This is a genomic window from Niveispirillum irakense DSM 11586 (assembly GCF_000429645.1).
GTDB lineage: Bacteria > Pseudomonadota > Alphaproteobacteria > Azospirillales > Azospirillaceae > Niveispirillum > Niveispirillum irakense.
In genome coordinates, this window is record NZ_AUCG01000002.1 from 1 (window position 1) to 20,588 (window position 20,588).

21 protein-coding genes are annotated in these 20,588 nt (G+C 59.7%); 8 read left to right on the plus strand and 13 right to left on the minus strand.

The annotated features are described in order from the left end of the window. Positions 1-91 precede the first annotated feature (91 nt). On the minus strand, positions 92-1,474 hold the full coding sequence (locus G473_RS0100685) for a sensor histidine kinase (protein ID WP_051329725.1): 1,383 nt from the start codon (positions 1,472-1,474) through the stop codon (positions 92-94). Beyond that, positions 1,461-2,147, minus strand: coding sequence for a winged helix-turn-helix domain-containing protein (locus tag G473_RS0100690; protein WP_029011527.1), 687 nt, complete (start codon positions 2,145-2,147; stop codon positions 1,461-1,463). Before G473_RS0100690 ends, G473_RS0100685 begins: the two co-directional genes overlap by 14 nt. A 439-nt stretch (positions 2,148-2,586) precedes the next feature. On the opposite strand from G473_RS0100690, the gene G473_RS24345 reads away from it, so the two are divergent. Further along, positions 2,587-4,062, plus strand: coding sequence for a Do family serine endopeptidase (locus tag G473_RS24345; protein ID WP_051329726.1), 1,476 nt, complete (start codon positions 2,587-2,589; stop codon positions 4,060-4,062). Between the two features lie 117 nt (positions 4,063-4,179). Then, complete coding sequence (locus tag G473_RS24350; protein WP_051329727.1) at positions 4,180-4,761, plus strand: DUF1003 domain-containing protein; 582 nt, start codon at positions 4,180-4,182, stop codon at positions 4,759-4,761. Here G473_RS24350 and G473_RS0100705 read toward each other — a convergent pair. From G473_RS0100705 to G473_RS0100725, 5 genes are all read right to left on the minus strand, one after another. Further along, positions 4,752-5,456, minus strand: coding sequence for a capsid assembly protein (locus G473_RS0100705; RefSeq protein WP_029011528.1), 705 nt, complete (start codon positions 5,454-5,456; stop codon positions 4,752-4,754). The genes G473_RS24350 and G473_RS0100705 overlap by 10 nt on opposite strands. Position 5,457: 1 nt before the next feature. Next, complete coding sequence (locus G473_RS24355; protein WP_051329728.1) at positions 5,458-5,703, minus strand: Bbp19 family protein; 246 nt, start codon at positions 5,701-5,703, stop codon at positions 5,458-5,460. Then, complete coding sequence (locus tag G473_RS24360; RefSeq protein WP_051329729.1) at positions 5,696-7,216, minus strand: portal protein; 1,521 nt, start codon at positions 7,214-7,216, stop codon at positions 5,696-5,698. The genes G473_RS24355 and G473_RS24360 overlap by 8 nt, the downstream gene beginning before the upstream one ends. Before the next feature lies 1 nt (position 7,217). Further along, positions 7,218-7,604: a hypothetical protein gene (locus G473_RS30955; RefSeq protein ID WP_245579960.1), complete on the minus strand. Its 387-nt coding sequence runs from the start codon at positions 7,602-7,604 to the stop codon at positions 7,218-7,220. A gap of 306 nt (positions 7,605-7,910) precedes the next feature. Then, a complete protein-coding gene (locus G473_RS0100725) occupies positions 7,911-8,297 on the minus strand; it encodes a hypothetical protein (RefSeq protein ID WP_029011529.1) in 387 nt (128 codons plus the stop codon). Positions 8,298-8,413: 116 nt separating this feature from the next. Here G473_RS0100725 and G473_RS0100730 point away from each other — a divergent pair, with 116 nt between their 5' ends. From G473_RS0100730 to G473_RS0100745, 5 genes are all read left to right on the plus strand, one after another. Beyond that, entirely contained in the window at positions 8,414-9,061 is a 648-nt protein-coding gene (locus G473_RS0100730) for a S24 family peptidase (RefSeq protein WP_029011530.1), read from the plus strand. Positions 9,062-9,234: 173 nt separating this feature from the next. Continuing rightward, on the plus strand, positions 9,235-9,636 hold the full coding sequence (locus G473_RS30130) for a hypothetical protein (RefSeq protein ID WP_154667201.1): 402 nt from the start codon (positions 9,235-9,237) through the stop codon (positions 9,634-9,636). Between the two features lie 321 nt (positions 9,637-9,957). Then, complete coding sequence (locus tag G473_RS0100735; protein WP_154667202.1) at positions 9,958-10,308, plus strand: hypothetical protein; 351 nt, start codon at positions 9,958-9,960, stop codon at positions 10,306-10,308. 191 nt (positions 10,309-10,499) lie between these two features. Then, positions 10,500-11,354, plus strand: coding sequence for a glycosyltransferase family 2 protein (locus tag G473_RS0100740; protein ID WP_029011532.1), 855 nt, complete (start codon positions 10,500-10,502; stop codon positions 11,352-11,354). Positions 11,355-11,360: 6 nt separating this feature from the next. Beyond that, positions 11,361-12,578, plus strand: a complete 1,218-nt coding sequence (locus tag G473_RS0100745; RefSeq protein ID WP_084437548.1) for a glycosyltransferase — start codon at positions 11,361-11,363, stop codon at positions 12,576-12,578. A 139-nt stretch (positions 12,579-12,717) separates the two neighbouring features. On the opposite strand, the gene G473_RS0100755 is transcribed toward G473_RS0100745, so the two are convergent. Genes G473_RS0100755 through glf form a run of 3 tightly spaced genes read right to left on the minus strand, consistent with a single transcriptional unit; the run spans position 12,718 to position 16,411 of the window. Further along, a complete protein-coding gene (locus G473_RS0100755) occupies positions 12,718-13,965 on the minus strand; it encodes an oligosaccharide flippase family protein (RefSeq protein WP_029011534.1) in 1,248 nt (415 codons plus the stop codon). A gap of 14 nt (positions 13,966-13,979) precedes the next feature. Then, positions 13,980-15,215, minus strand: a complete 1,236-nt coding sequence (locus G473_RS0100760) for a glycosyltransferase family 4 protein (protein WP_161630925.1) — start codon at positions 15,213-15,215, stop codon at positions 13,980-13,982. Between the two features lie 29 nt (positions 15,216-15,244). Continuing rightward, entirely contained in the window at positions 15,245-16,411 is a 1,167-nt protein-coding gene (gene glf, locus G473_RS0100765) for a UDP-galactopyranose mutase (RefSeq protein ID WP_029011536.1), read from the minus strand. A gap of 632 nt (positions 16,412-17,043) precedes the next feature. On the opposite strand from glf, the gene G473_RS30135 reads away from it, so the two are divergent. Next, the gene (locus G473_RS30135; RefSeq protein WP_035704873.1) at positions 17,044-18,054 is read left to right on the plus strand and encodes a glycosyltransferase family 2 protein; all 1,011 of its coding nucleotides are present in this window, start codon (positions 17,044-17,046) and stop codon (positions 18,052-18,054) included. A 36-nt stretch (positions 18,055-18,090) separates the two neighbouring features. On the opposite strand, the gene G473_RS0100775 is transcribed toward G473_RS30135, so the two are convergent. From G473_RS0100775 to G473_RS24380, 3 genes are all read right to left on the minus strand, one after another. After that, the gene (locus tag G473_RS0100775) at positions 18,091-18,864 is read right to left on the minus strand and encodes a gamma-glutamyl-gamma-aminobutyrate hydrolase family protein (RefSeq protein WP_035704877.1); all 774 of its coding nucleotides are present in this window, start codon (positions 18,862-18,864) and stop codon (positions 18,091-18,093) included. Positions 18,865-18,927: 63 nt separating this feature from the next. Further along, positions 18,928-19,578, minus strand: a complete 651-nt coding sequence (locus G473_RS24375) for a LolA family protein (protein ID WP_035704880.1) — start codon at positions 19,576-19,578, stop codon at positions 18,928-18,930. Between the two features lie 239 nt (positions 19,579-19,817). Next, positions 19,818-20,495, minus strand: coding sequence for a carbonic anhydrase (locus G473_RS24380; protein WP_084437562.1), 678 nt, complete (start codon positions 20,493-20,495; stop codon positions 19,818-19,820). Positions 20,496-20,588 lie beyond the last annotated feature (93 nt).

The window sequence follows — 20,588 nt, forward strand, 5'->3', positions numbered from 1 at the left end:
AAAGGAAAAAGGGAGATACAAGCTCACCCGCCGATGGCCAAACCATCGCACGGAGTGGCCGCAGCAGACATACAAGGGAGATTGGTATTAATCAGGCCGGGAACAGCAGGCTGACGCGCAGGCCCGGCTGGTCCATGCCGGGCCGGTGATCGTCCAGGCGCAACTCCGCATCATGCAGCCGGGCCACGGCGGCGGCCAGTGACAGGCCCAGCCCATGGCCCGGTGTGCCGCGATGGGCTTCCAGCCGCACAAACCGTTCCAGCACCTTGTCCCGCTGGTCGGCGGGGATGCCCGGCCCCTCATCGGCAACGGACAGCAGGGGGCGGCCCGTGCCGGCATCATGGCCGGCGGCCACCCGCACATGCCCGCCGGGGCTGGAATATTTGACCGCGTTCTCCACCAGATTGCTGGCAAGCTGGGCCAGCAATTGCCGGCTGCCGCGCACATGCACGGGGTCCTGGTTATGCAGTTCCAGGGTCAGGCCGCGCTCCTCGGCCAGGGGCTCGTAAAGCTCGGCCACCTCCGCCACCAGGGCGGACAGGTCCACCGGTTCAAAATCGGCCCGCGCCCGGCCGGTTTCAGCGGCGGCGATGGTCAGGATGGCGTTGAACACCCCCAGCAGCCGGTCGATCTCGCCTATCGCCTGTTCCAGCGTGGCGGCCTGCGGGTCGGTCAGGTTGGGGTCCAGTTGCGCCAGTTCCAGCCGGGCGCGCAGGCGGGACAGCGGCGTGCGCAGGTCATGGGCCACATTGTCGGTCACCTGCCGCATGCCCAGCATCAGGCGGCCGATCTCGTCCAGCATGCGGTTCAGCTTCATGACCAGCCGGTCGATCTCGTCGCCCGATCCGGTGGCCTCCAGCCGGTCGGCAAAGGAACCGGCGGTGATGCTGTCGATGGTGCGGTTGATCTTCTCAATCCGCTCCGCCACGCGGCGGCTCATGTAAAGCGCGCCGACGGTGCCGATCACCAGCGCCAGCGACACGGCCCAGATCATGCCCAGCAGGATTTGCCCGCGCAGCAGATAGCGGTCGGTCATGTCATGCCCGACCAGCAGCCAGCCCAGATCGCGCACCGGCAGGATGATGGCAACGGCGGCGCGTTTGGCTTTCGGCTCCGTCCGGTTTTTGATGTCAAACTCAATCCAGCCCGGCTGGCTGGTGGCGATGGGCCAGTTGGCCAGATTGCCGGCCACAATCTCCCCCGCCGGGGTGGCGATAGCATAGATCATGTCGCTGCGCTGGTCGGCTGACCGTTCCGATATCAGCCGCAGCAGACCGATGCGCCCGCGCTCATTCAGGGCGGTGGATAATTCCTGCACCTCCCGCAGCACGGTTTCTTCCGTATGGCGGTTGATGAAGCCGGCGGTGAACCAATAGACAACCCCCAGCACGATCGCCACCGACAGGGTGAACAATGCCAGATGGAAGGCCGCCAGCCGGAAGGTGGTGGTGCGGAAGAAGCTATGCAGGTTCACGTAAGGAATAACCAGCGCCGCGGACAGTATGGATCAGCGGCACCTCATGATCCTTGTCGATCTTCTGGCGCAGCCGGGCGATATGCACGTCGATGACATTGGTCTGGGGATCGAAATGATAGTCCCAGACATTTTCCAGCAGCATGGTGCGGGTCACCACATTGCCGGCATTGCGCAGAAGATATTCCAGAAGCTGGAATTCACGTGGCAGCAGGTCCACCGGCTTGGACCCGCGCTTCACGGTGCGGGCCAGCAGATCCATCTCCAGATCGGCGATCTGCAATTTGGTGACGGGGCCACCGGTGCCGGTGCCCTTGGTGCGGCGCTGCATCACCTCCAGCCGGGCCAGCAGCTCGGCAAAGGCGAAGGGCTTGGTCAGGTAATCATCCGCGCCGGCGCGCAGGCCCTTCACCCGGTCATCCACCGATCCCAGGGCCGACAGGACCAAAGCCGGCGTATCATTGCCGGTGGCGCGCAGCACTTCCAGCAGCGACAGGCCATCGCGGCCGGGCAGCATCCGGTCCACCACCAGCGCGTCATAGGGTTCCGATGCCGCCATGAACAGGCCGTCGCGGCCATTATCGGCATGGTCCACCACATGCCCGGCCTCTTTCAGGCCCTTGCACAGGTAATCGGCGGTGGCGCGGTCGTCTTCGATGACAAGGATTTTCATGATGGCGGCAGTCTAGCCTTTCCCGGCCCTGAAAAGAAGTGTGGCCGGGCGGTTGGGGGACCGCCCGGCCACCAGGCAGGGGTAATGGGATCGAGAGACAGCAGCCTTGGGAACGTCGGGGTGGGGAAGGGAGTTCCCGAAGGCTACAGGATCGACGGGCGGGGTAAGGGGGGGCAGGTGCCCGTCGATCCATGTCGCCACCTTAGCCCCCGCCCCCTGACAGACTCATTTCCTGAACATGAACAATCTTTCATCCGGCGATGTCTTGAACCGGGGCGGGTTTCTCCCCAACCACCGCCGCATGACAGATTTTTCATGGCCCTGTCAGGACGGCGTTGCCCGACCGGGTGCAGGATGCGTTCATCGAAAGAGCCGGTGGCGCCTTTGACCGAAGGGAAAGCCCCGGCCCTGGCAGCAAAGAATATATGGGAGTAATGGAATGACCGTCCTGAAGACTGGGGCCCTTCGCCGCAACATGGCCGCGGCCCTGCTTGCCGGCACCGCCCTGCTGGGCGGGTTCACCACCGGTCTGGTGCCCGTTGCCGCCGCCGCCCCGTCAGAGGTGCTGGAGCGCGGTGGGATCGCCGATCTGGTGGAGCGCGTGTCCCCGGCGGTGGTGACCATCACGGCTGCCAAGAATGCGCCGGAACGTCCCGTGATGCGGGACATGCCGCCGGGTTTTGAGGAATTTCTGCGTCGCTTCGGCGTGCCGGGCCTGCCCGGTGAAGGTGGCGGCGGTGGCAGCCGCGCGCCCCAGGCCCGGGCTTTGGGTTCCGGCTTCGTGTTCGATGCTTCCGGCTATGTCGTCACCAACCGTCATGTCATCGCTGACGCGGACGAGGTGACGGTGACCTTCCAGGATGGGACGGAACGTGCAGCCGAAATCATCGGCGAGGATGAGAAGACCGACCTTGCCGTGCTGCGGGTCAAGACCGACAAGCCACTGCCGGCCCTGAAATTCGCCGATAGCGACAAGGTGCGTGTGGGTGATGTGGCGGTGGCCGTGGGCAACCCGTTCGGCCTGGGTGGCACGGTTACGGCGGGTATCGTGTCTGCCCGGTCGCGGGATATCGGCTCCGGCCCCTATGATGATTACATCCAGCTTGATGCCTCCATCAATCGCGGCAATAGCGGCGGCCCCACCTTCAACCTGTCGGGCGATGTGATCGGCATCAACACGGCCATCTTCTCGCCCAATGGCGGGTCGGTCGGTATCGGTTTCGCCATCCCGTCCAACATGGCCCGGCCCGTGGTGGAAGCGCTGAAGGAAGATGGCAAGATCGAGCGTGGCTGGCTGGGTGTCAGCCTGCAGCCCATGACCCAGGAACTGGCCGATGGTCTGGGCTTGCCTCAGGATGAAGGTGCCCTGATTGCCTCGGTAGAGCCGAAAAGCCCGGCTGAGAAAGGCGGCCTGAAGGCTGGCGATGTGGTGCTGAAGGCCGATGGCAAGCCGATCAAGGATAGCCGCGATCTGGCCCGCCATGTCGGCATGGTCAGCCCCGGTACCAAGGTTGATCTCAGCGTATGGCGGGATGGGCGCGCGCGCTCCATGGATATCACCGTGGCCCAGGCGCCGGGCAGCACCGAAAGCCGCATTGCCCGTGGCGGCATGCAGAAAGAGGACGGCACCGAAGTGGCCGGCCTGAAGCTGACCACCCTGACCGACACCTGGCGTCAGCGCCTGGGTCTGGATGGGGAAGCATCGGGCGTTGTGGTGCTGGATGTGCCGGGCGATGTGGAAGGTCTGCGGGCCGGCGACCTGATCCAGTCGGTCAATAATACGCCTGTTGCCAAGCCTTCCGATGTCCAGGCCCAGGTGGCAGCCGCCGCCAAGGCCGGGCGCAAGAATGCCCTGGTCCGGGTCCGCCGGGGCGATAACAGCGCCTTTCTCACCATCCCGGTGAAGCCGGCATAAGGGTCCGACCGGAGCAGCGAAAGCGTTCATGATGGGGCGCGGCCGTGCTGGGGCTTGCCAGCGGCGGTCGCGCCCTTTCTCATGTGGGTTCTCTTTCCCAGCCAGGGATGAACGGGCATGAATGGCGAAATCCGGCAACTGGCCGAACAGCTTTTGGCCGACGGCGAATCGGTCCTGACCGACCGGGAACGGCGCGTTCTGGCCCGCATCGCCCATCGCCGTGCCATCAGCCGTAATGCGCGCGGGGATTATGAAGCGGGCATGAAACTGGGTGACCGGCTGGCCGATCAGGTGGCCCGCATCGGGGGGTCCTGGGGCTTCGTTGTCGGGTTCGGCCTGTTCATGCTGATCTGGATGGGGCTGAACGCGGCCTGGCTGGGGTTGGATTGGGACCCCTATCCCTTCATCCTGCTGAACCTGATGCTATCCACCCTGGCGGCGATCCAGGCCCCCATCATCATGATGTCGCAGAACCGGCAGGCGGCCAAGGACCGGGCCCAGGCCGCCATGGATTATGAGATCAATCTGAAGGCGGAACTGGAAATCATGGCCCTGCATGAAAAACTGGACCGCCTGCGCACAGGGGAGATGGGAGACATGCTGCGCCAGCAGCAGGAGGATATCCGTTCCCTGCGCGTGCTTCTGGAAGGGCGATTGGGGGCGGGCGGATCGCCCCCAACCTCTTCCCCTCAGCCATAGGCCCGGCGGAAACCGTCCGTGACCTGGGCGATGAAGCCGGGATCACGGTCCCGCCAATAGCGCGGGTCCGCCACCATGCGCTGCAGGGCTGTCAGGTCGGTGCCACCATCGGCCCCGCCGCCGCGCAGCGGTTTCGGTTCGCCCGGCCCCTCACTCATCATCCGATGCAGGGCCAGCACCCCATCGGCGGTGCTGGCCAGTGCCTGGACCAGCGGGGCCGGCAGGTTGCGTTCTGCCCAGGCCAGGATGGCGGCGGCCCGGTCATGCCATTGCGCGGTCCCGCCAAAATGGCTGATCAGCCGTTCCATCTCCCGGTCGGCCTCGAATTCCCCGGCCATGTCGCGCAGCAGCGGCATCATCCTTTCCGCCGCCAGATCATACAGAAGCTGCGCCTGTTCTACGGTGAAGCCAGCCGCCGCCAGCTTCTCGTTGATCTCGGCATCGGGCTGGAACAGGCCGTGGGCGCATTCAATCCGGTAATCGGCGGCCTGGACCGGCGGCGGGGGTGGCACTGGGGCGGACAGGCGGCGTTCCAGTTCCAGATAGGATTTCAGCAGCGCTTCCACCCGGATGGTGCCGCTTTTGGCGTCCCAGAATTTGACCGGCACATGATCCGGGCGCGGTGGCACCGGATTGTCGGTCACCGGGACCGGATCGGCGTCGGTGTGGGCGTCGTTCTGCATATCCATGTCCATCTTATTCCTCCTGTTGTGAAGCAAAGGGGGCGGCGGCCCCGCGCCGGGCCAGGGCGGCCAGCGACAGGACCAGGGCGCGCTGGCCTTCCAGATGGCGCAGCCGCGCCTCCGTAGCCTCGGGACCAAGCGCGATGTGGAAGAGTTGCCGGCGCAGATGCACCATCAGCAGCGCGCCATCGGCACTGGCGAACAGCCGGGCACAGGCCCGTTCCACGGCGCGGATATCGGGGGGATTGGCCTCATCCATACATCCCCTCCATCACCGGTTCGACGGGGGTGGCGGGCAGGGGCTTTTCCCGCCGGATCAGCGCCGGCGGCACGCCTGCCGCATCGGCCAGGAAGCGGGCACAGGCGGCAAGATCGACGGCATCCAGGGCATCCGGCCCCAGGGATGACACGCTTTCCAGCCAGCGCAGCGTCACTTCCGCATCACGCTGTGCCTGGGCACGGGCCAGGGGTGACAGGATGCGGATACTGGCGGCCCGGCCATCGCCGGTAATATCCGGCACCAGCCCGCGCCGCCGCAAAATACCCAGGCAGCGGCGCACCAGCGGCACCAGCAGTTCCGATTGCAGCCGGCCAAAGGTGGCGCCCAGCAGCCGGGTCATTTCCGCACCCCGTTCCAGCACCTCCGTCGCGGTCATGCGTGGCCCGTTGATTGGGGCCAGCCGGTCGGCCAGCAGGGCATGGCGGATGCGGGCGCGCAGATCATCCAGCACAAGCTGGCTGACATCAAACCGCCCCGGACTGGCCAGCGGCGTCAACCCGGCTGACCCTACGGCCTTGGGGATGATCGTTCCCGGCACCAGCCGGATCGCCGCCGGGTTCAACACCCCGTCATCATCCGCCTGCCAGATGCCGGTGACAGCGATGCTGGCATTTTTCAGCACCAGCTCCACCACCTTGTTGGCGGTCTTGATATCCGGCAGGGCTTTCATCACCGGGCTGCGACCATAGGTTTCCCCCGGCGCCTTCAACCAGCGGAAGGCGATGAAGGGCATGTCGGTGAAGCGGCCGCGTGACAGCAGCGCTGGTTCCTCCCCGCCCATCAGGACAAACCAGTTCCATCCGCCTTCTCCGTCCGGCTCCACCGCTTCGATCAGGGGGAAAGGATGGGCGGGATTGGCCATGCCCTGTTCCCGCACGGCAGCGGGCAGGGCCTCGGGGCCGAACCGTTCCTGCAAGGCGGCCAGGGGCAAAGCGGTGCGGCGGAACAGCCGGTCCAGCCGGCCCTCGCCCCCCTCCTCCAGCACCAGATCGGCCAGGGGAATGGCAGTGAAACGCAGGGCGGACGCAGCACCGGGGGCCGCTTCCTCCACCAGCAGGCAGCCGGTGCCGCCGGTGGCGACATCCAGCAAAGCCTGATGCGCCTCCACCGCGAAGTTGGACCGGTCCAACTGGCCCTGCAGCACCGTGGCGGCCTGTTCCAGCAGCGGGGCGATCTGGTCCTGCAGGTCCGGCGCCAGGGCGGGGCCGGGCACCAGTCCGGCCCATCGCGACCAGGGCGGGGTCAGTTGCGCCAAAAGGGCGGCGGCCAACTGATCCACCGCATCGGCGGCGGTGCCATCATAGAGAAAGTCGCCCCGCCGCTGGCCGGGGCTGGCCCCGCTGGTGAAGGCGGCGCTGTGCGGCAGGGCATGTTCATAACAATCCCGCCACAGCGGTTCCCAGGGGGCACGCCGGTTGGCAGCCTGGAGATAGCGTTCCATCAACAGGCGTGCGATGGCGTCATCAGGTGGGGGAGCGGAACGGTTTCCCATCTCATTCCCCCAGCAGGCTTTTGCGGCTGGGGGCCAGGGCACCCGGCGTCAGGATGCCGCGCCAGCCGGTCAGCACCGTGCCCGCCCGCCCGCCGGCCCGGCGCAGCAGGCTGCGTTCCCCGACGGTCAGGGCGGCACCTTCTTCCACTGCCGCTGCCGCCTCTGCTGTGGCGGTGGCGCTGGGCAGAAGCGGGGTGGGCGGGGCCGGCAGCGGGACGGCGGGCGGGGCATCGGCGGCGCGGGGCTTGGGCGCCGAGACGAGGCGGGCCATGGGGTTCCTCCTGTTGGACGGGCAAAGGGGCGGCGGGCCGCCCAGATGGCGGTAAAGCTGCCAGGGGGTGAGGATCAGCGGGGCGTGCAGCCCCAGCAGCCGCTTGGCGACGGGCAACGCAGCTCAAGGGGGCGATCAGTCCGCCCGGCCGCACCGGCTGCCGGCGGGGGGCTGCCAGGACAGTGACGCCATGGCGGGTGAACCAGCCGGTCAGCGCCGGTTCCGTCATTGCCGGGTGGCGGGTCACCTCCATCCGGGTGGAAAGCGGGTCAATGATGATCCAGCCATCGGTGTCGGGCAGGGCGATGAAGACATGACGGAAACCGGGGCGCAGCCAGCGCAACCAGCCGATGCCGGTGGCATCGCAGAACATCAGCAGGGCGCGATCTTCAGCCCTTTGCCCGGCCCTGCCGGCCGGATGGGTCATTGCACGATGCCCTTTTCCCGCAGGACCGGCGTCAACCGGTCCAGCGCCTCCCGCCACAACAGAAGCGCACGGGCGTCCTGGGTGCGGCTGGCATCGGGGGCCAGCATGCGGCGGCCATAATGGGCCAGCACCAGCAGATGCTCGCGCAATAACCGCCGTTGCCGGTACAGCCAGTCCAGAATGCGCAGCATGTCCACCGGTTCGCACGGGCGGGAGAACAGGCCCTGCCCGGCGCGAATCCGGGCACCGTCCTGGCGGGCCTGCTGCGCCTGGATGAACCAGAACCAGGCCTGTTCGGTATCCTCAAAGGGCGTGGCTTCCGTCAGGGGCGGGTGGGCGCGGGATGTGGTCTGGTTGGGGGTGGGGCGATGGGGGAAAAGCATCAAACGCCTCCGAGTAAGGAATATAATCCCTGTATCCCATCGCCATGCATTGATGTCAATGTATTTATGAAAATCATCCTAGGGACGGCGTTTCGTGATTCTGGGATACTTCTCCCATGCTCAAGCATACGGATATATGGCGGGCGATTGACCTGCTGGCCAATCGGCATGGTCTCTCCCCCTCGGGATTGGCCAAGCGCGGCGGCTTGGACCCGACGACCTTCAACAAGTCGAAGCGGACCACGCCCGATGGTAAGCTGCGCTGGCCCTCGACGGAGAGCATCGCCAAGGTTCTGGAAGCGACGGGTAGCAGCTTCACCGAATTTGTTAACCTGACCAGTGGCGACGCCACCCTGCCGGAACCGACCCCGGCGGCATTGCGCCGCGTACCGGTGATCGGCTATGCCCAGGCCGGGGCGGAAGGCTATTTCGACGATGCCGGCTACCCCTCCGGCACTGGCTGGGATGAGCTGGAATTTCCGCATGTTACGGACGAACATGCCTATGCGCTGGAAATTTCCGGCGACAGTATGGAACCGGTCTACCGCGATGGCGACATTATCATCGTCGCGCCCTCGGCCAGCCTGCGCCGGGGCGATCGGGTGGTTGTCCGTACCCGTGCCGGTGAAGTGATGGCCAAGCAACTCTCCCGCCAGACCGCCAACCGGGTTGAGCTGGTGTCCCTTAACCGGACCCATCCCGACCGCAGCCTCGCCATGAACGAGGTCAGCTGGATCGCCCGCATCGTCTGGGCCAGCCAGTAACGGCTTTATTGCCCTTTATCGTGGCTTATTCCCTGACCCGTCTACACCCAGATCGGTGAATAAGATGGGTTAGGTTGGCGTGAGTAACAATCATAAAAGAAGGCAGAAAAATGTTCGCCTTGCGGGCATACTTCCTTTGAAAACAGCTTGTTAACCATATAGAGAAGGGAAGCATGAAACGAGAAAAACTCGCAGTTTTATGTAGTGGTATTATTTTGGGGCTAGCTATAATTTTTTTACCTGATCAATTTTTATTCTCAAAGACTTCACCGAAATCATTTTGGACAGAATATTTTCCCTTACCTTTTGGGGCCGGTTGGTTCATTACATTCATCGTTTTGGTTCCTGTCATCTGGATTAATAACTCGGTATTGAGTGCCATCAAAGGCTCTATCGCCTCTTTATTGCTGTCTATTCTGATAGCAGTTCCAATATCTCTATCTATTATCGGTAGAACACTATCACCCAATGAATTGCTATATCAGTATCCTTGGGTCGGTATCATTTGTGTTCCGCCTTTGCTCATGCATATTATTTTGCGGTGGCTAACCTGTTTTTACGCCAAAAATCGCTAAAAAGCGGTATTGGCAACAAGGCGATGCTTCGCTTCGGTTGACCCAAAAGTGCAGCTTTTCTGAAACCGCTGCTTCCGGCTGCATCGGTGGGGCGCCGTTCCCCCCCCCCCAAGGAACATGGGCCTGGAGTCGCCTCTGCCTTTGGGGGGATAAGCCTGTCTGTTGGCCTCAAATCGCGGTTTGATGGCCTGTCGTTGGCTGGGATATCGGGTGCCCTCTCGCGAAAAATGGATTCACAAAAGAGTATTAGGATTTTTATCCTTTAAAATGGAGTTGGTGCAGTTTAGGTTGAGCCTCGGACTCTTTCCACATGGATGACCGATGTCCCAAACGCCTTCATCACCTGTGCCACCCCCTGACCTTGCTGCCGCCGATCCACTGAACCGTCTTCATCTGTCTTTTGATGGCCGGCCTCCGCCGATGGTGCGGCGGGTGCTGTTGGCGGGCGGGGAGGGGGCATGGGGCGCTCAATGGTGCGAAGGTCAGGCGCGTTTGACGGCCAGTCTTTGTGCCGATGCTGTGGGGGCTGTGGCTGTGCGCCGCTTGGCCCTCTCTGGCCGCGCGGTCCGGCGGGATCGCTGGCTTTTGCGCCTGACGGTGGCGGTGGCCCAGACGCGCCATCAGGCGGTTCATGCCTGGGTCATGAAGGCCAGCAGGCAGCCTGGATTCTGACGGAGTGAGGTGAATTAAGCCATGACTTCAGGGTGTTGTGAATTTTGGCTAGTTGGTCTAAAATCAACGACTTTTGTTTCTTATGAACCGGTTTAGAATTTTGAATGATACAGGTTGATGAGCATGTAAAATGCTAAATTCTATATATATGAGCCGATAGTCTATAATGTTGATTTTATTAGGAAAATGAGATGAATAAGGAATTGGATGTTTTTTTCGGCATAACTGTCGTTATTGTCACTCACAATTCACAAGCCTCAATGGCGCAGACAATGGATTGCCTGAAAAGGCAAACGGTGGCACCAAATGAGGTTATCATCGTTGATAGTGGATCATCTGATACTTCTTATCTGGATGAATATAAAGGATATGCGAAAGTTCTTCTTGAGAAGAATATCGGATTTTGTGCTGCCAATAATTTGGCCATTGATATTTCCAATAAAGAAAATGATGTATTGTTATTAAATCCAGATTTGTTTCTGCCAGATGACTGGATGGAAAAGGCGATATCGATTTTTAATTCGGAAAAATCCGTTAAGGTTGGCGCTTTTTCTGGGCCGCTTCTCGGGTATGATCTTGAGGCTGGGAAGCCCTCTGGCCTAGTTGATGTGCTGGGTATTTACCGGAAATGGTATGGTCTTTGGTTTAACCAGGGGCAGGGGCAACCGATAGAGAATGTCTCTATACCGGATAAGCCCTTTGAGCCGACGGCCCTTTGTGGCGCGCTGATGTTGATCCGTAGAAAGGTCCTGTCCCAGCTTCGGGCGCGGTGGGGCTTTGAGCTGGATCCATCCCTGTTCATGTATAAGGATGATATTGATCTTTCACTCCGGATCAAAGGGCTGGGATGGGATTTGCTCGTCCATCCTGAATTATGGGCCTATCATTGCCGGGGATGGGCAAAGGATCGGAACAAGGCCTCTGTATGGGGCCGGCGGATATCAGCCCTTAATGAAATAAAACTTGCCTACCGTTTTCGCTCTCCATTCATCATCATTTATATGATGAAATATTTTTATGTCCGATATATTGAAACGGGAAAATAAGTTGAAATGATAAAAATATTGCACCTTATTCCAGAAATCCCTGTTCCTACAACATCGGGCGGCAAGGTTGTTTTCCTCGGGCATATGAAGGAATTGGCGTCCACGCCAGGTCTGATCATGCACACCATATGTGTAGATGCCGATGGTGACCGGGAGGCGGGTGCCGCGCAACTGAAGGCCGATTATAAAAATTTTGAGGTTTTTCCGCGCGCTACGCCCAGGTTGGGGAGCGGATGGCGTGGAAAGATTTCTGCGTTGGATGTTTTCATCCGGTCGTCTTTTCCCCGTGCCTTTGCGGCGCGTAACAACGTTGCCGCCCGCTCCCGTATTGTCGAGCTGATGAAGGGGGGGGATGTGGATATGGTGATCGCCGATCACCTGACATCCATGGCCATGATGCCGCCCCCACCCTGGCCGGTTCCCGTCGTCATCATTAATCATAATGTTGAGCAGACGATCCTGCATCAGCAGGCATCCCTGTCGTCCTTCCCGCTGAATTTGGCATTGTCCATCGATGCCCGGCGCATGGCAGCGGTTGAGAACAAGGTCATCAAGGCTGCTGATCTGGTTGTTACCCTCACGCCCGAAGATGCAGCGGAACTATCGGACATTGGCGCGAAGACGCGGCTTTGCCCCTATATAATTCCGCCTGTTGAGGCGGGTTGGCACGATTGCGGTAACCAAGATATCCTGTTCGTGGGGTCTCTCGGTTACTTTCCCAACCGGGAAGCCATTGAATGGATGGTGCATGAATTGGCGCCGGCTTTGGAGCAGAAGCTTCCACCGGCGCGATTGCTGTTCGCTGGGGCCAAGCCGGATGATGTTCCCAAGGATTGGCCGGTTCGTTCGAATACAGTATTCCTCGGGCGGGTCTCTGACGAGCATCTGGCATCCCTTCATAGGGAGTCCGCGCTTTATTGCTGCCCCATGCGCTATGGCTCGGGGATCAAGATCAAAATCCTGGATGCCGCATCTTACGGCATGCCGATTTTATGTTCTGCGGAAGGGCGGAGCGGTATTTCCTGGCTGCCGAATGCGACATTGATCGATCGGACGGATCCGGCGCAACTGGCAGACAAAATTGCAGCGCTCCTTGCGGATCGTCCTGCCCTGCAGGCCATGGCAGGTTCCATAAAGGGCAGCCTGGGGCAGGTCGCCTCTCAGAGGAATGGTCTTCTCGGGACCATCATCCGCGATATCGTTAAAAAAGGAAAAGACAGTTAATAAATATCCGATTCCGGATTGGCATCATCGGCGACCGCCGCCGCACGGTCTTCGTCCGCGCACGCCAAGCCAAAGCATGTTTGCACGGGCAATTGAGCGCTTTGATCAGACCCTATAGGATCTGATCAAAGCAAGCATGTTAACGGAGTTTCCGATGGGCTAGAAAGAAGCGATAGCCCGAAATTAGAAAAACAAAACTTTCAGCGGATAAAATCGCAATTGCTGCGGCAATATGCATTTCTGTTCCCAGAAAATGCAGTATCAGCATGATGCCAAAATTTATGAAGGCCGCTGTCTTCAGCATCATGGCCCACAGTCCGTTTTCTCCGTAATTAAACATATATAAAGAAGAAAAGCATGTTCCTATGCCAACCAATAGGGGGACAGGGGCCAGGATGCGAAGCACGCGGGCAGATTCAAGAAAGTCTGGACCAAACGCCAGTAAGACCAGTTGGTCAGCACCCAGCATCATGATAAGCCCGCCCATAATGCCGACGCCACCCGTCAGTACCATGACTTGACGGATAAGGCGCAGGCCGGCGGCTGGATTGCTCGATGCTAAATTAGCGACGCGTGGCATGGCCGCTTGGATGATTGCAGCCAGAAAGCCTTTACCCGCCCCCAGACAGCGATCCGCGATATTGAACTGCGCTGCGGCCACGGGGCCACCAAACAATCCAACAATAAAAGTTTGTGCGACTGTATAAATCTGGATCACAAAATCAGCAGCAAATATACGCCACGCTTCTTTGATGCGTCTAAAAATAGCGTCTATCGCGGGAACTGATAAAACACTCCCAAAATGCCGGTTAATGAAAAGAAAAGAAACGATAGCCGGAAGAAGTGCTCCCACTGCGCTTAGGGTAATTGCAAGATTTGTGTCTTCCGGCCCTTTAACCAGAATGAATATTGCAATGACTCCGCATAATCGTCCCAACGTGGAACTGATGGCAATGACGCGAAACTGCTCCAAGCCTTGAAATAGCCAAGCCGGCGTAAGCAGGTTTAGAAATGCGATAAAGGGGACAAAGGGCAATACCACGCCCACGCCTGCTTCATGTGGAAGCCAACACCAGACTGCAAAAATGGCAGCGCTACACAGCCCGACCAGCGACATACGGATAGCATATGCTTCCGTGATAATTTTTGCGACGCGGGCTGGATCCGCCTTATGAACAGCGACTTCTCTTGCAGCGCTCCAATTAAAGCCAAAATCGCATATCACGCTCAACAGCGTGCCGGATGAAATCGCCCACGCATATTGCCCGAATTGAGCGGGGCCCAATGCGCGGGTAATGAACGGCAATATGAGCAATGGGATGAGGATGTTGGCTACATTGGTCAGTCCGATATAAGCGATATTCTTGATAATTTTCTTGTCGATCATTCTACTTGCCGCACTCAGGAGGGCTGCTCGCCATTAATAATGGCGCGGATATTGGCCTCCATGGCGTCGCCGGCGGCATCCCACGTCAATTTATGCGTCTCCTTCCAACCGGCGACCGCGATACGGTGACGATATTCATGGTCCCGTATTAACCGGATGAGACCATCAGCAACCGACCGTGGTGATTGGGGCGCTACAACTTCCGCCGTTTCCCCGGGTATTGCATATTGTTCTGTCCCGGGTTGGGTCGTCACAACCGGAAGGCCGCAGGCCATGGCTTCTGCCGGGAAAAGCGGGAAGCTCTCATACCACGACGCGGATAACAGGATATCGGATGCGCGATAGGCTTCGGCCAGCATGCTGGGCTGAAGAAAGCCAAGGCTCTTGTACGGCGCGATGTCATTATTGGGGGGGAGGGCGGCAGTACCGTACACATGCCATTCAATCTGATAGTCAGGCAACTCGCGCCGGGCGATGGCGGTGGCTTCCGCCATCTCCTTAAACCCTTTCCAAGCCACATTGCGGCCCCCATAGCTAATAAGGGTAACCTTCCGGTGATCAGCCGGGACTATTGGCTTAGGAGTGCCGTTGAAGACGGCATGATCAATGGCACTGGGCGTCAGCATGACGTTCGCCTCAGGCACGGCAGTTTTGACCTGATTTAACAGCCAGGGAGAATTGGCCATCATATTCAGGCCAATCTTATAAGACAGTGCCGCCCGTTTGCGGGTTTGATCTGGGTCTGAGCTGTCGTTGGCGAATACAACTTCATAATGCTGCATGAAATAGGCGAGCTTACCCGACCCAAACAGATAAACGGGTAGGGCTGTATCGTATTGAGTTGCTATGGTGATGTCAGCTTCAGGGATCAGCTTGCGCAATATCTGGGCGTGAACAGCCTGCTCCATCTCCGGTGTCCAGAGCTTTGGCATTGAGCAAACCAGCTTCATGAAATCCCGCCTTATATGGGCGGGGCTGCCTTTGGACTTGTTAAGCACCCACGTCGCCAGGCTGCCCACCAGGTCCAATCCTCCGGATATCGCGGATTGTCGGGGCCAATGCTGCAACGTTCCGAATTCTTTAGGGAACCAGTCCGGATTCAGTGAGGGGCGCGTGGGGATGAGGGTCACCTGATGGCCACGGCGATGAAGCTGGTGCGCATGTTCCAGAATACAAACGCTGCCACCCGTGAACTTTTCGCGATCAAGCGGGGGAATGATAATATTCACGCGCAAAGGGTGTGCAGCCATTTTGGTGCCTTGTTCTCTAGGCTGTGGAATCAGATGGAAAGGGGCTTGCCGGTGGTGAACCGCGGCGCAACTTGGGTGTCGAAGCATTTCAGCGCGGCACCGATTGCTTGATGCATATCCAGGTAACGATAGGTGCCCAGCCTGCCCCCAAAGATCACATTCGGCTCTTGGGCCGTCAGGGCCACATAACGCTCATACAGGTCGCGATCCTGCGGCGTGGCAATAGGGTAATACGGCTCATCACCAGCCTTCGCGAAGCGAGAAAATTCACGGGCGATAATTGTCTTCTGCCCGTCAAAAGGCCGCTCTGGATGCAGGTGGCGGAATTCGTGGATGCGGGTGAAAGGTATGTCCGCATCCGCATAATTCATGACCGATGTGCCCTGGAAATCAGGCGTATTTGCGACTTCCCATTCCAGATCGACAGTGCGCCAGCCGAGTTCTCCAAACTGGTAATCATAATAACGGTCGATCGCACCGGTATAGATCACCAGAGTCTTCGAAGGAATTAAGTGGCGAATATCAAAGAAATCCACCCCGAGCATGAGGCTGATCTTTGGATTCGACAGCATATTGCGGAAGATGGCCCCATAGCCGTCCCGCGGCATGCCTTCGTAGCGATCAAAGAAGTAGCGATCATCAAACGTAAAACGAACAGGCAGGCGACCGATGATGGAGGCGGGCAGCTGCTTGGGATCCGTTTGCCACTGCTTCATCGTATAGCCGCGGATAAAGGCCTCATAAAGGGGGCGGCCAATGGACTTGATCGCCTTTTCCTCCAGATTGGCAGGCTCCCCGATACTATCCGCCGCCATTTCGCGGGCGACCAGGGCTCGCGCTTCGTCTGGTGTGAAGTGACGCCCAAAGAAAGAAGATATCGTATGGAGATTGATCGGCATGGAGAAAACACGTTCACCATGCACTGTAAAGACGCGATGACGATAATCAGTAAACTCTGTAAATTTATTGATGTAGGTCCATACTTCCTCTGAATTGGTGTGGAAAATATGCGTGCCATAGGGATGGACTTCAATTCCGGTTTCCTGATTAATTTCAGAATAGCTGTTGCCACCGAAATGAGTGCGCTTATCGATGACAGCGACGGTCAGGCCCAGCTCCCGGGCTGCCCTTTCAGCAATAGTGGTGCCAAAAAAGCCGCTGCCAATAACAACCAGATCAAACCCGTCGAAATTCATGATGAAAAAGCCTTTCGATATAAGCTGCTTCAGCTTGCCGGAGAATATTTTTATAATTGCTGTCAGATATAACGCAAGTTACAGCAATGATACGCTGCCATGAGCAGGGGTCGGTTGAGCCATGAGAAAATAGTCCTGTGTCGCATTCGTCGCTTCCGGGCGGAATCTGTACTCTTCCATATGCGCTCTGGGTGCGCCCCTTTCCTGGGAAGAAGGCCGACCGCACATGGCCGGTCTTATAACGGCCTTTCGTCATGCCTGCAAAACCTGATTTCCCGGCTCGGCGCAAGCCAGCTTTAAAGCCGGATCCATGCGCGGGCCGGCGGCATCGTTGCCGTCCCTGGATCTGCCCGGGGCAGGCTCCCCTTCCCGTAGGCGATCATCCTCATGCGGAACCCGATGGCTGGTGGCCAGGGCATGCAGGAAGGGTGCCACCCGACGGGTTGCCTGAACATGGGGGATGCGGCAGTCGCAGGCGAGGCGCGCGCGAGACGGCTGGAAATGTATACGGCAGAAGGGTATCGTCCACCGTGCGGGCGCGGCGCTCCCCGATATGGTTGTAAAGATGGCTTGGCCCCCGATTTGGTAGTGATTAATTACCTTGCCTTAATTTGGGTAAATTGGAGTAAGTTGTGATATATTGTGTACTGGTTAATTGGAAAAACTGGAAAGACACCATTACTTGCCTGGAGAGCCTGCTTCAGCTTGAGGGGGAGATTCCGCGTATTATCATTTGCGACAATGGTTCGCCGGACGGGTCATTAGGCAAACTGGTCGATTGGGCGGAAGGGCGGCAGGCGGCAGATTTCAGTGGTTCTCCAATAGCCATCCGTCCTGCCGATAAGCCCCTCGCTTATACATGCCTGAGCGCGGATGAGGCGAAGTCAGGTGGGTTCAGTACCGATGCTGACCTGGTTTTTGTCGATATTGGGTATAATTCCGGCTTTGCGGCGGCCAATAATGTTGGCCTGTCTTACGCACTGTCCCGCAGAGACATGTCATTCGCCTGGATATTGAACAACGATACCGTTGCCGATCCTAAAAGCTTGATAGAATTGGCAAAGACCAGCCAGTCCACGCCCGGCTGCGGCATGTGTGGCTCGACGCTGGTCTATTATCACACCCCGGAAAAGATCCAGGCCTATGGTGGTGCCCGGATGGATTGGCGTTGGGCAACCTCCTATCATATCGGGGAGGGAAGCGACTTTGGCAGCCATCTTGCCGTTAAGAACATGCAGATGGATTATATTGTCGGTGCTTCCATCCTCGTTTCCAGGGAATTCCTCGACCATGTCGGGTTGATGTATGAGGATTATTTTCTGTATTTTGAGGAAATTGATTGGGCGGTGAGGGGGCGTGATAAATTTTCCCTGGCTTACGCTCCGCTAAGCTTGGTCTATCACAAGGAGGGTGCCTCCTCTGGTCTGAGTGTCCAGACGGAACCTCGCTATGGGGCACCTGCTGATTATTACCTGCATCGCAACCGCCTACTTTTCACCCGTCGCCATCGGCCCTGGATGCTACCTTTGGTGGCGGCACGTTTGTTAGGCGTCTTCGCGAATTCCATTCTCAAACGCCGCTGGGGGCGGGTGCGGATGTTTCTCACGCTCCATTTCTGGACCTCCAAGGGTAAATTGCCCTGAGACTTTGACTGGGGCCGTGTCCTGGCGGGGAAAGGTTTATCCCCGCCGACCCGCCGCATAGGCCCGCACGGCATCGCCAAAGGCGGTCAGTAAAGCGGCATAGGGCGGGTTTTCCCAGAAATGCCATTCCGGGTGCCATTGTACACCGATGGCAAAGCCGGGGCCGTCGGTCAGGCGAATGCCTTCGATCTGGCCATCGGGTGCCGTCGCTTCCACCGTCAGGCCGGGGGCCAGCCGGTCAATCCCCTGCTGGTGCAGGGAATTGACCATCATTTCCGTCTGGCCCGTGACCTGGGCGAACAGGCCGCCGGGCGTCAGCGCCACCTTATGGGCCGGGGCATATTGCACCTCGACCGGGGCTTCTTTCGGCTCCCGATGGTCCATGCGGCCCGGCACTTCCTGCACACGCGGATAAAGGGTGCCGCCCAGGGCGACATTCATTTCCTGAAAGCCACGACAGACAGCGAAAAGGGGCAGGCCCCGGGCCAGCGCGCCTTTCAGCAGGGGCAGGGTGGTGGCGTCGCGGTCCGTATCCAGCGGCGGGGTGATCATCGCGTCCGGCAGCCCATAATGGCGGGGATGCAGGTTGCTGGGGCTGCCGGTCAGGAACAGCCCGTCCAGCCGGTCCAGCAGGCTATCGACATCCCACCAATCGCCCAAAGCCGGGATCAGCAGCGGCTGGCAGCCGGCACCGTGGCTGACGGCACGGATATATTTATCGCCCACGACATGGAAAGGGTGTGGTCCCAGCTCCCGCGCGTCGCAGGGCAGGCCAACCAGGGGGGTGGATTTGGGCGCGGTGGACGGCATGGGCAACAATCATCCCCAGTCACGAAAGTCGGATAGGGGATGGTAGCTGCTGCCGGGCCGGCGTCAATCCCGGTCCCGGCCGCGGGTCGGGTTGCGGAAATAGAACAGGTTCCGGTTCAACGAGGCGCCGAATTCCGGATTCTGCAAGGCGACATCGGTGGTACGGCCCTGGGCATCCAGCACCCGCCATTGCCGCAGGGCGAACGGGCTTTCTTCAAAGACCAGGGTCAGGCTGCCCAGGCCCGGATCTTTGCTCTGCACCAGGGTGACTTCCAGCACCCCATCCTGGCGGGTCATGTCGGTGACATTCACATCGCCGGACAGGGTGATCCGGTCGCGCAGCAGGAAATCGGCCAGTGTGCTGCCGATGGGGGCGTTCTGCTGCTCCTTCACCTCCGCGTCCCAGTAATAGACGAACTTGCCATCGGCGACGATGAAGTCCTCTGCCGGGGGGGCGAAATCAATCCGCATCCGACCGGGGCGCAGCAGGGAGAAGGTGCCCTGCCGGCTGCGCCCGTCATCGGTGGTCTGGATGAAGGCGGATTTCAGGCTGGTGATGCCGTTCAGATAGGTCTGAACCTTCTCCAGCGTGGCGGGTTTTTCGGCGGCGGGCACCGGGGCGGCCAGCGCAGCGGTGGGCGACACCACCATCGCGGTCAGCGGGGCCAGGGCGAGGAAGGTGAAGGCCAGGGCGGCCGGCATTGTCTTGCGCATGGATGCCTGTCTAACGCCCGATCATGGCAGAAATCGGGGATAAGGACGGTAATACCAGGCCCGATGAACTGGACTCATCGGGTCTGGTTCGGCGGCGACTGCCGCCGCGCGGCACATGCCGCGTAGCCAAGCTGCCAAATGGCAGCGCCGGCGACTGAGGTCGGTGATCGGTGACGATTACCGAGACTTGGGATTATAGCCGGTGGCAACGCACCGCTCCCGCCCCTGGTTCCCCGATTTTATTCGCTTAAAGGTATGGAAGGAAGGCTGGTGCTGCGCAGACGGGGGCGGATCTGGGGGATGGGGTGGAACCCGCCCGATGCCTCGTCCAGGATATGCAACTCGGCGGCGCCCACATCGAACAGCATGCCATGCAGGCTCAGCTTGCCTTCCTGCTCCATGGCCGCGATCCAGGGGAAGGTGCGCAAATTGTTCAGCGACAGCTTCACCACGGCGCGTTCCAGCGTCGGCAGGTCCAGCGGTTCGCCAGGGGTGGTCACGTCGCGCACCTGCTCCAGGGCCGGATCGGCGATGGATACCCACTGGCTGATGAAGTCGCTGTTGGACTGGCTGCGATCATGGGTCAGGGCGGCGACACCGCCGCACAGGGAATGGCCCATCACCACCAGCGATTCCACACCCAGTTCCCGCACCGCAAATTCCAGGGCGGCACTGGTACCGTGATAATCCTCGCTCGGTTTATAGGGGGGCACGAGGTTCGCCACATTCCGGATCACGAACAGGTCGCCCGGTTGTGCTGCGAAAATCAGGGTGGGATCGACCCGGCTGTCACAGCAGGTGATCAGGGCTGCTTTCGGTTTCTGGCCCGCCCAAGCCAAGGTGCGGAACAAACCGCGCTGATGACGGAAATTGGTGCGGCGGAACTCGCGGAACCCGTCGATCAAGTCCTTCAGCATGCGATCGTCCTCTGAAGCCAGCATTTCGTCGCGCAAAATGCGCCGGGTCGCTCCCCTTGTCCAGAAAACGCAATATTCAGGACCACGCGGGTG

What these genes read in the sequence shown, in the direction of transcription:
- G473_RS0100690 (WP_029011527.1), bottom strand. Translation starts at nt 2,147, where the DNA reads ATGAAAATCCTTGTCATCGAAGACGACCGCGCCACCGCCGATTACCTG.
- G473_RS24345 (WP_051329726.1), top strand. Translation starts at nt 2,587, where the DNA reads ATGACCGTCCTGAAGACTGGGGCCCTTCGCCGCAACATGGCCGCGGCC.
- G473_RS24350 (WP_051329727.1), top strand. Translation starts at nt 4,180, where the DNA reads ATGAATGGCGAAATCCGGCAACTGGCCGAACAGCTTTTGGCCGACGGC.
- G473_RS0100705 (WP_029011528.1), bottom strand. Translation starts at nt 5,456, where the DNA reads ATGGACATGGATATGCAGAACGACGCCCACACCGACGCCGATCCGGTC.
- G473_RS24355 (WP_051329728.1), bottom strand. Translation starts at nt 5,703, where the DNA reads ATGGATGAGGCCAATCCCCCCGATATCCGCGCCGTGGAACGGGCCTGT.
- G473_RS24360 (WP_051329729.1), bottom strand. Translation starts at nt 7,216, where the DNA reads ATGGGAAACCGTTCCGCTCCCCCACCTGATGACGCCATCGCACGCCTG.
- G473_RS0100725 (WP_029011529.1), bottom strand. Translation starts at nt 8,297, where the DNA reads ATGCTTTTCCCCCATCGCCCCACCCCCAACCAGACCACATCCCGCGCC.
- G473_RS0100730 (WP_029011530.1), top strand. Translation starts at nt 8,414, where the DNA reads ATGCTCAAGCATACGGATATATGGCGGGCGATTGACCTGCTGGCCAAT.
- G473_RS30130 (WP_154667201.1), top strand. Translation starts at nt 9,235, where the DNA reads ATGAAACGAGAAAAACTCGCAGTTTTATGTAGTGGTATTATTTTGGGG.
- G473_RS0100735 (WP_154667202.1), top strand. Translation starts at nt 9,958, where the DNA reads ATGTCCCAAACGCCTTCATCACCTGTGCCACCCCCTGACCTTGCTGCC.
- G473_RS0100740 (WP_029011532.1), top strand. Translation starts at nt 10,500, where the DNA reads ATGAATAAGGAATTGGATGTTTTTTTCGGCATAACTGTCGTTATTGTC.
- G473_RS0100745 (WP_084437548.1), top strand. Translation starts at nt 11,361, where the DNA reads ATGATAAAAATATTGCACCTTATTCCAGAAATCCCTGTTCCTACAACA.
- G473_RS0100755 (WP_029011534.1), bottom strand. Translation starts at nt 13,965, where the DNA reads ATGATCGACAAGAAAATTATCAAGAATATCGCTTATATCGGACTGACC.
- G473_RS0100760 (WP_161630925.1), bottom strand. Translation starts at nt 15,215, where the DNA reads ATGGCTGCACACCCTTTGCGCGTGAATATTATCATTCCCCCGCTTGAT.
- glf (WP_029011536.1), bottom strand. Translation starts at nt 16,411, where the DNA reads ATGAATTTCGACGGGTTTGATCTGGTTGTTATTGGCAGCGGCTTTTTT.
- G473_RS0100775 (WP_035704877.1), bottom strand. Translation starts at nt 18,864, where the DNA reads ATGCCGTCCACCGCGCCCAAATCCACCCCCCTGGTTGGCCTGCCCTGC.
- G473_RS24375 (WP_035704880.1), bottom strand. Translation starts at nt 19,578, where the DNA reads ATGCGCAAGACAATGCCGGCCGCCCTGGCCTTCACCTTCCTCGCCCTG.
- G473_RS24380 (WP_084437562.1), bottom strand. Translation starts at nt 20,495, where the DNA reads ATGCTGAAGGACTTGATCGACGGGTTCCGCGAGTTCCGCCGCACCAAT.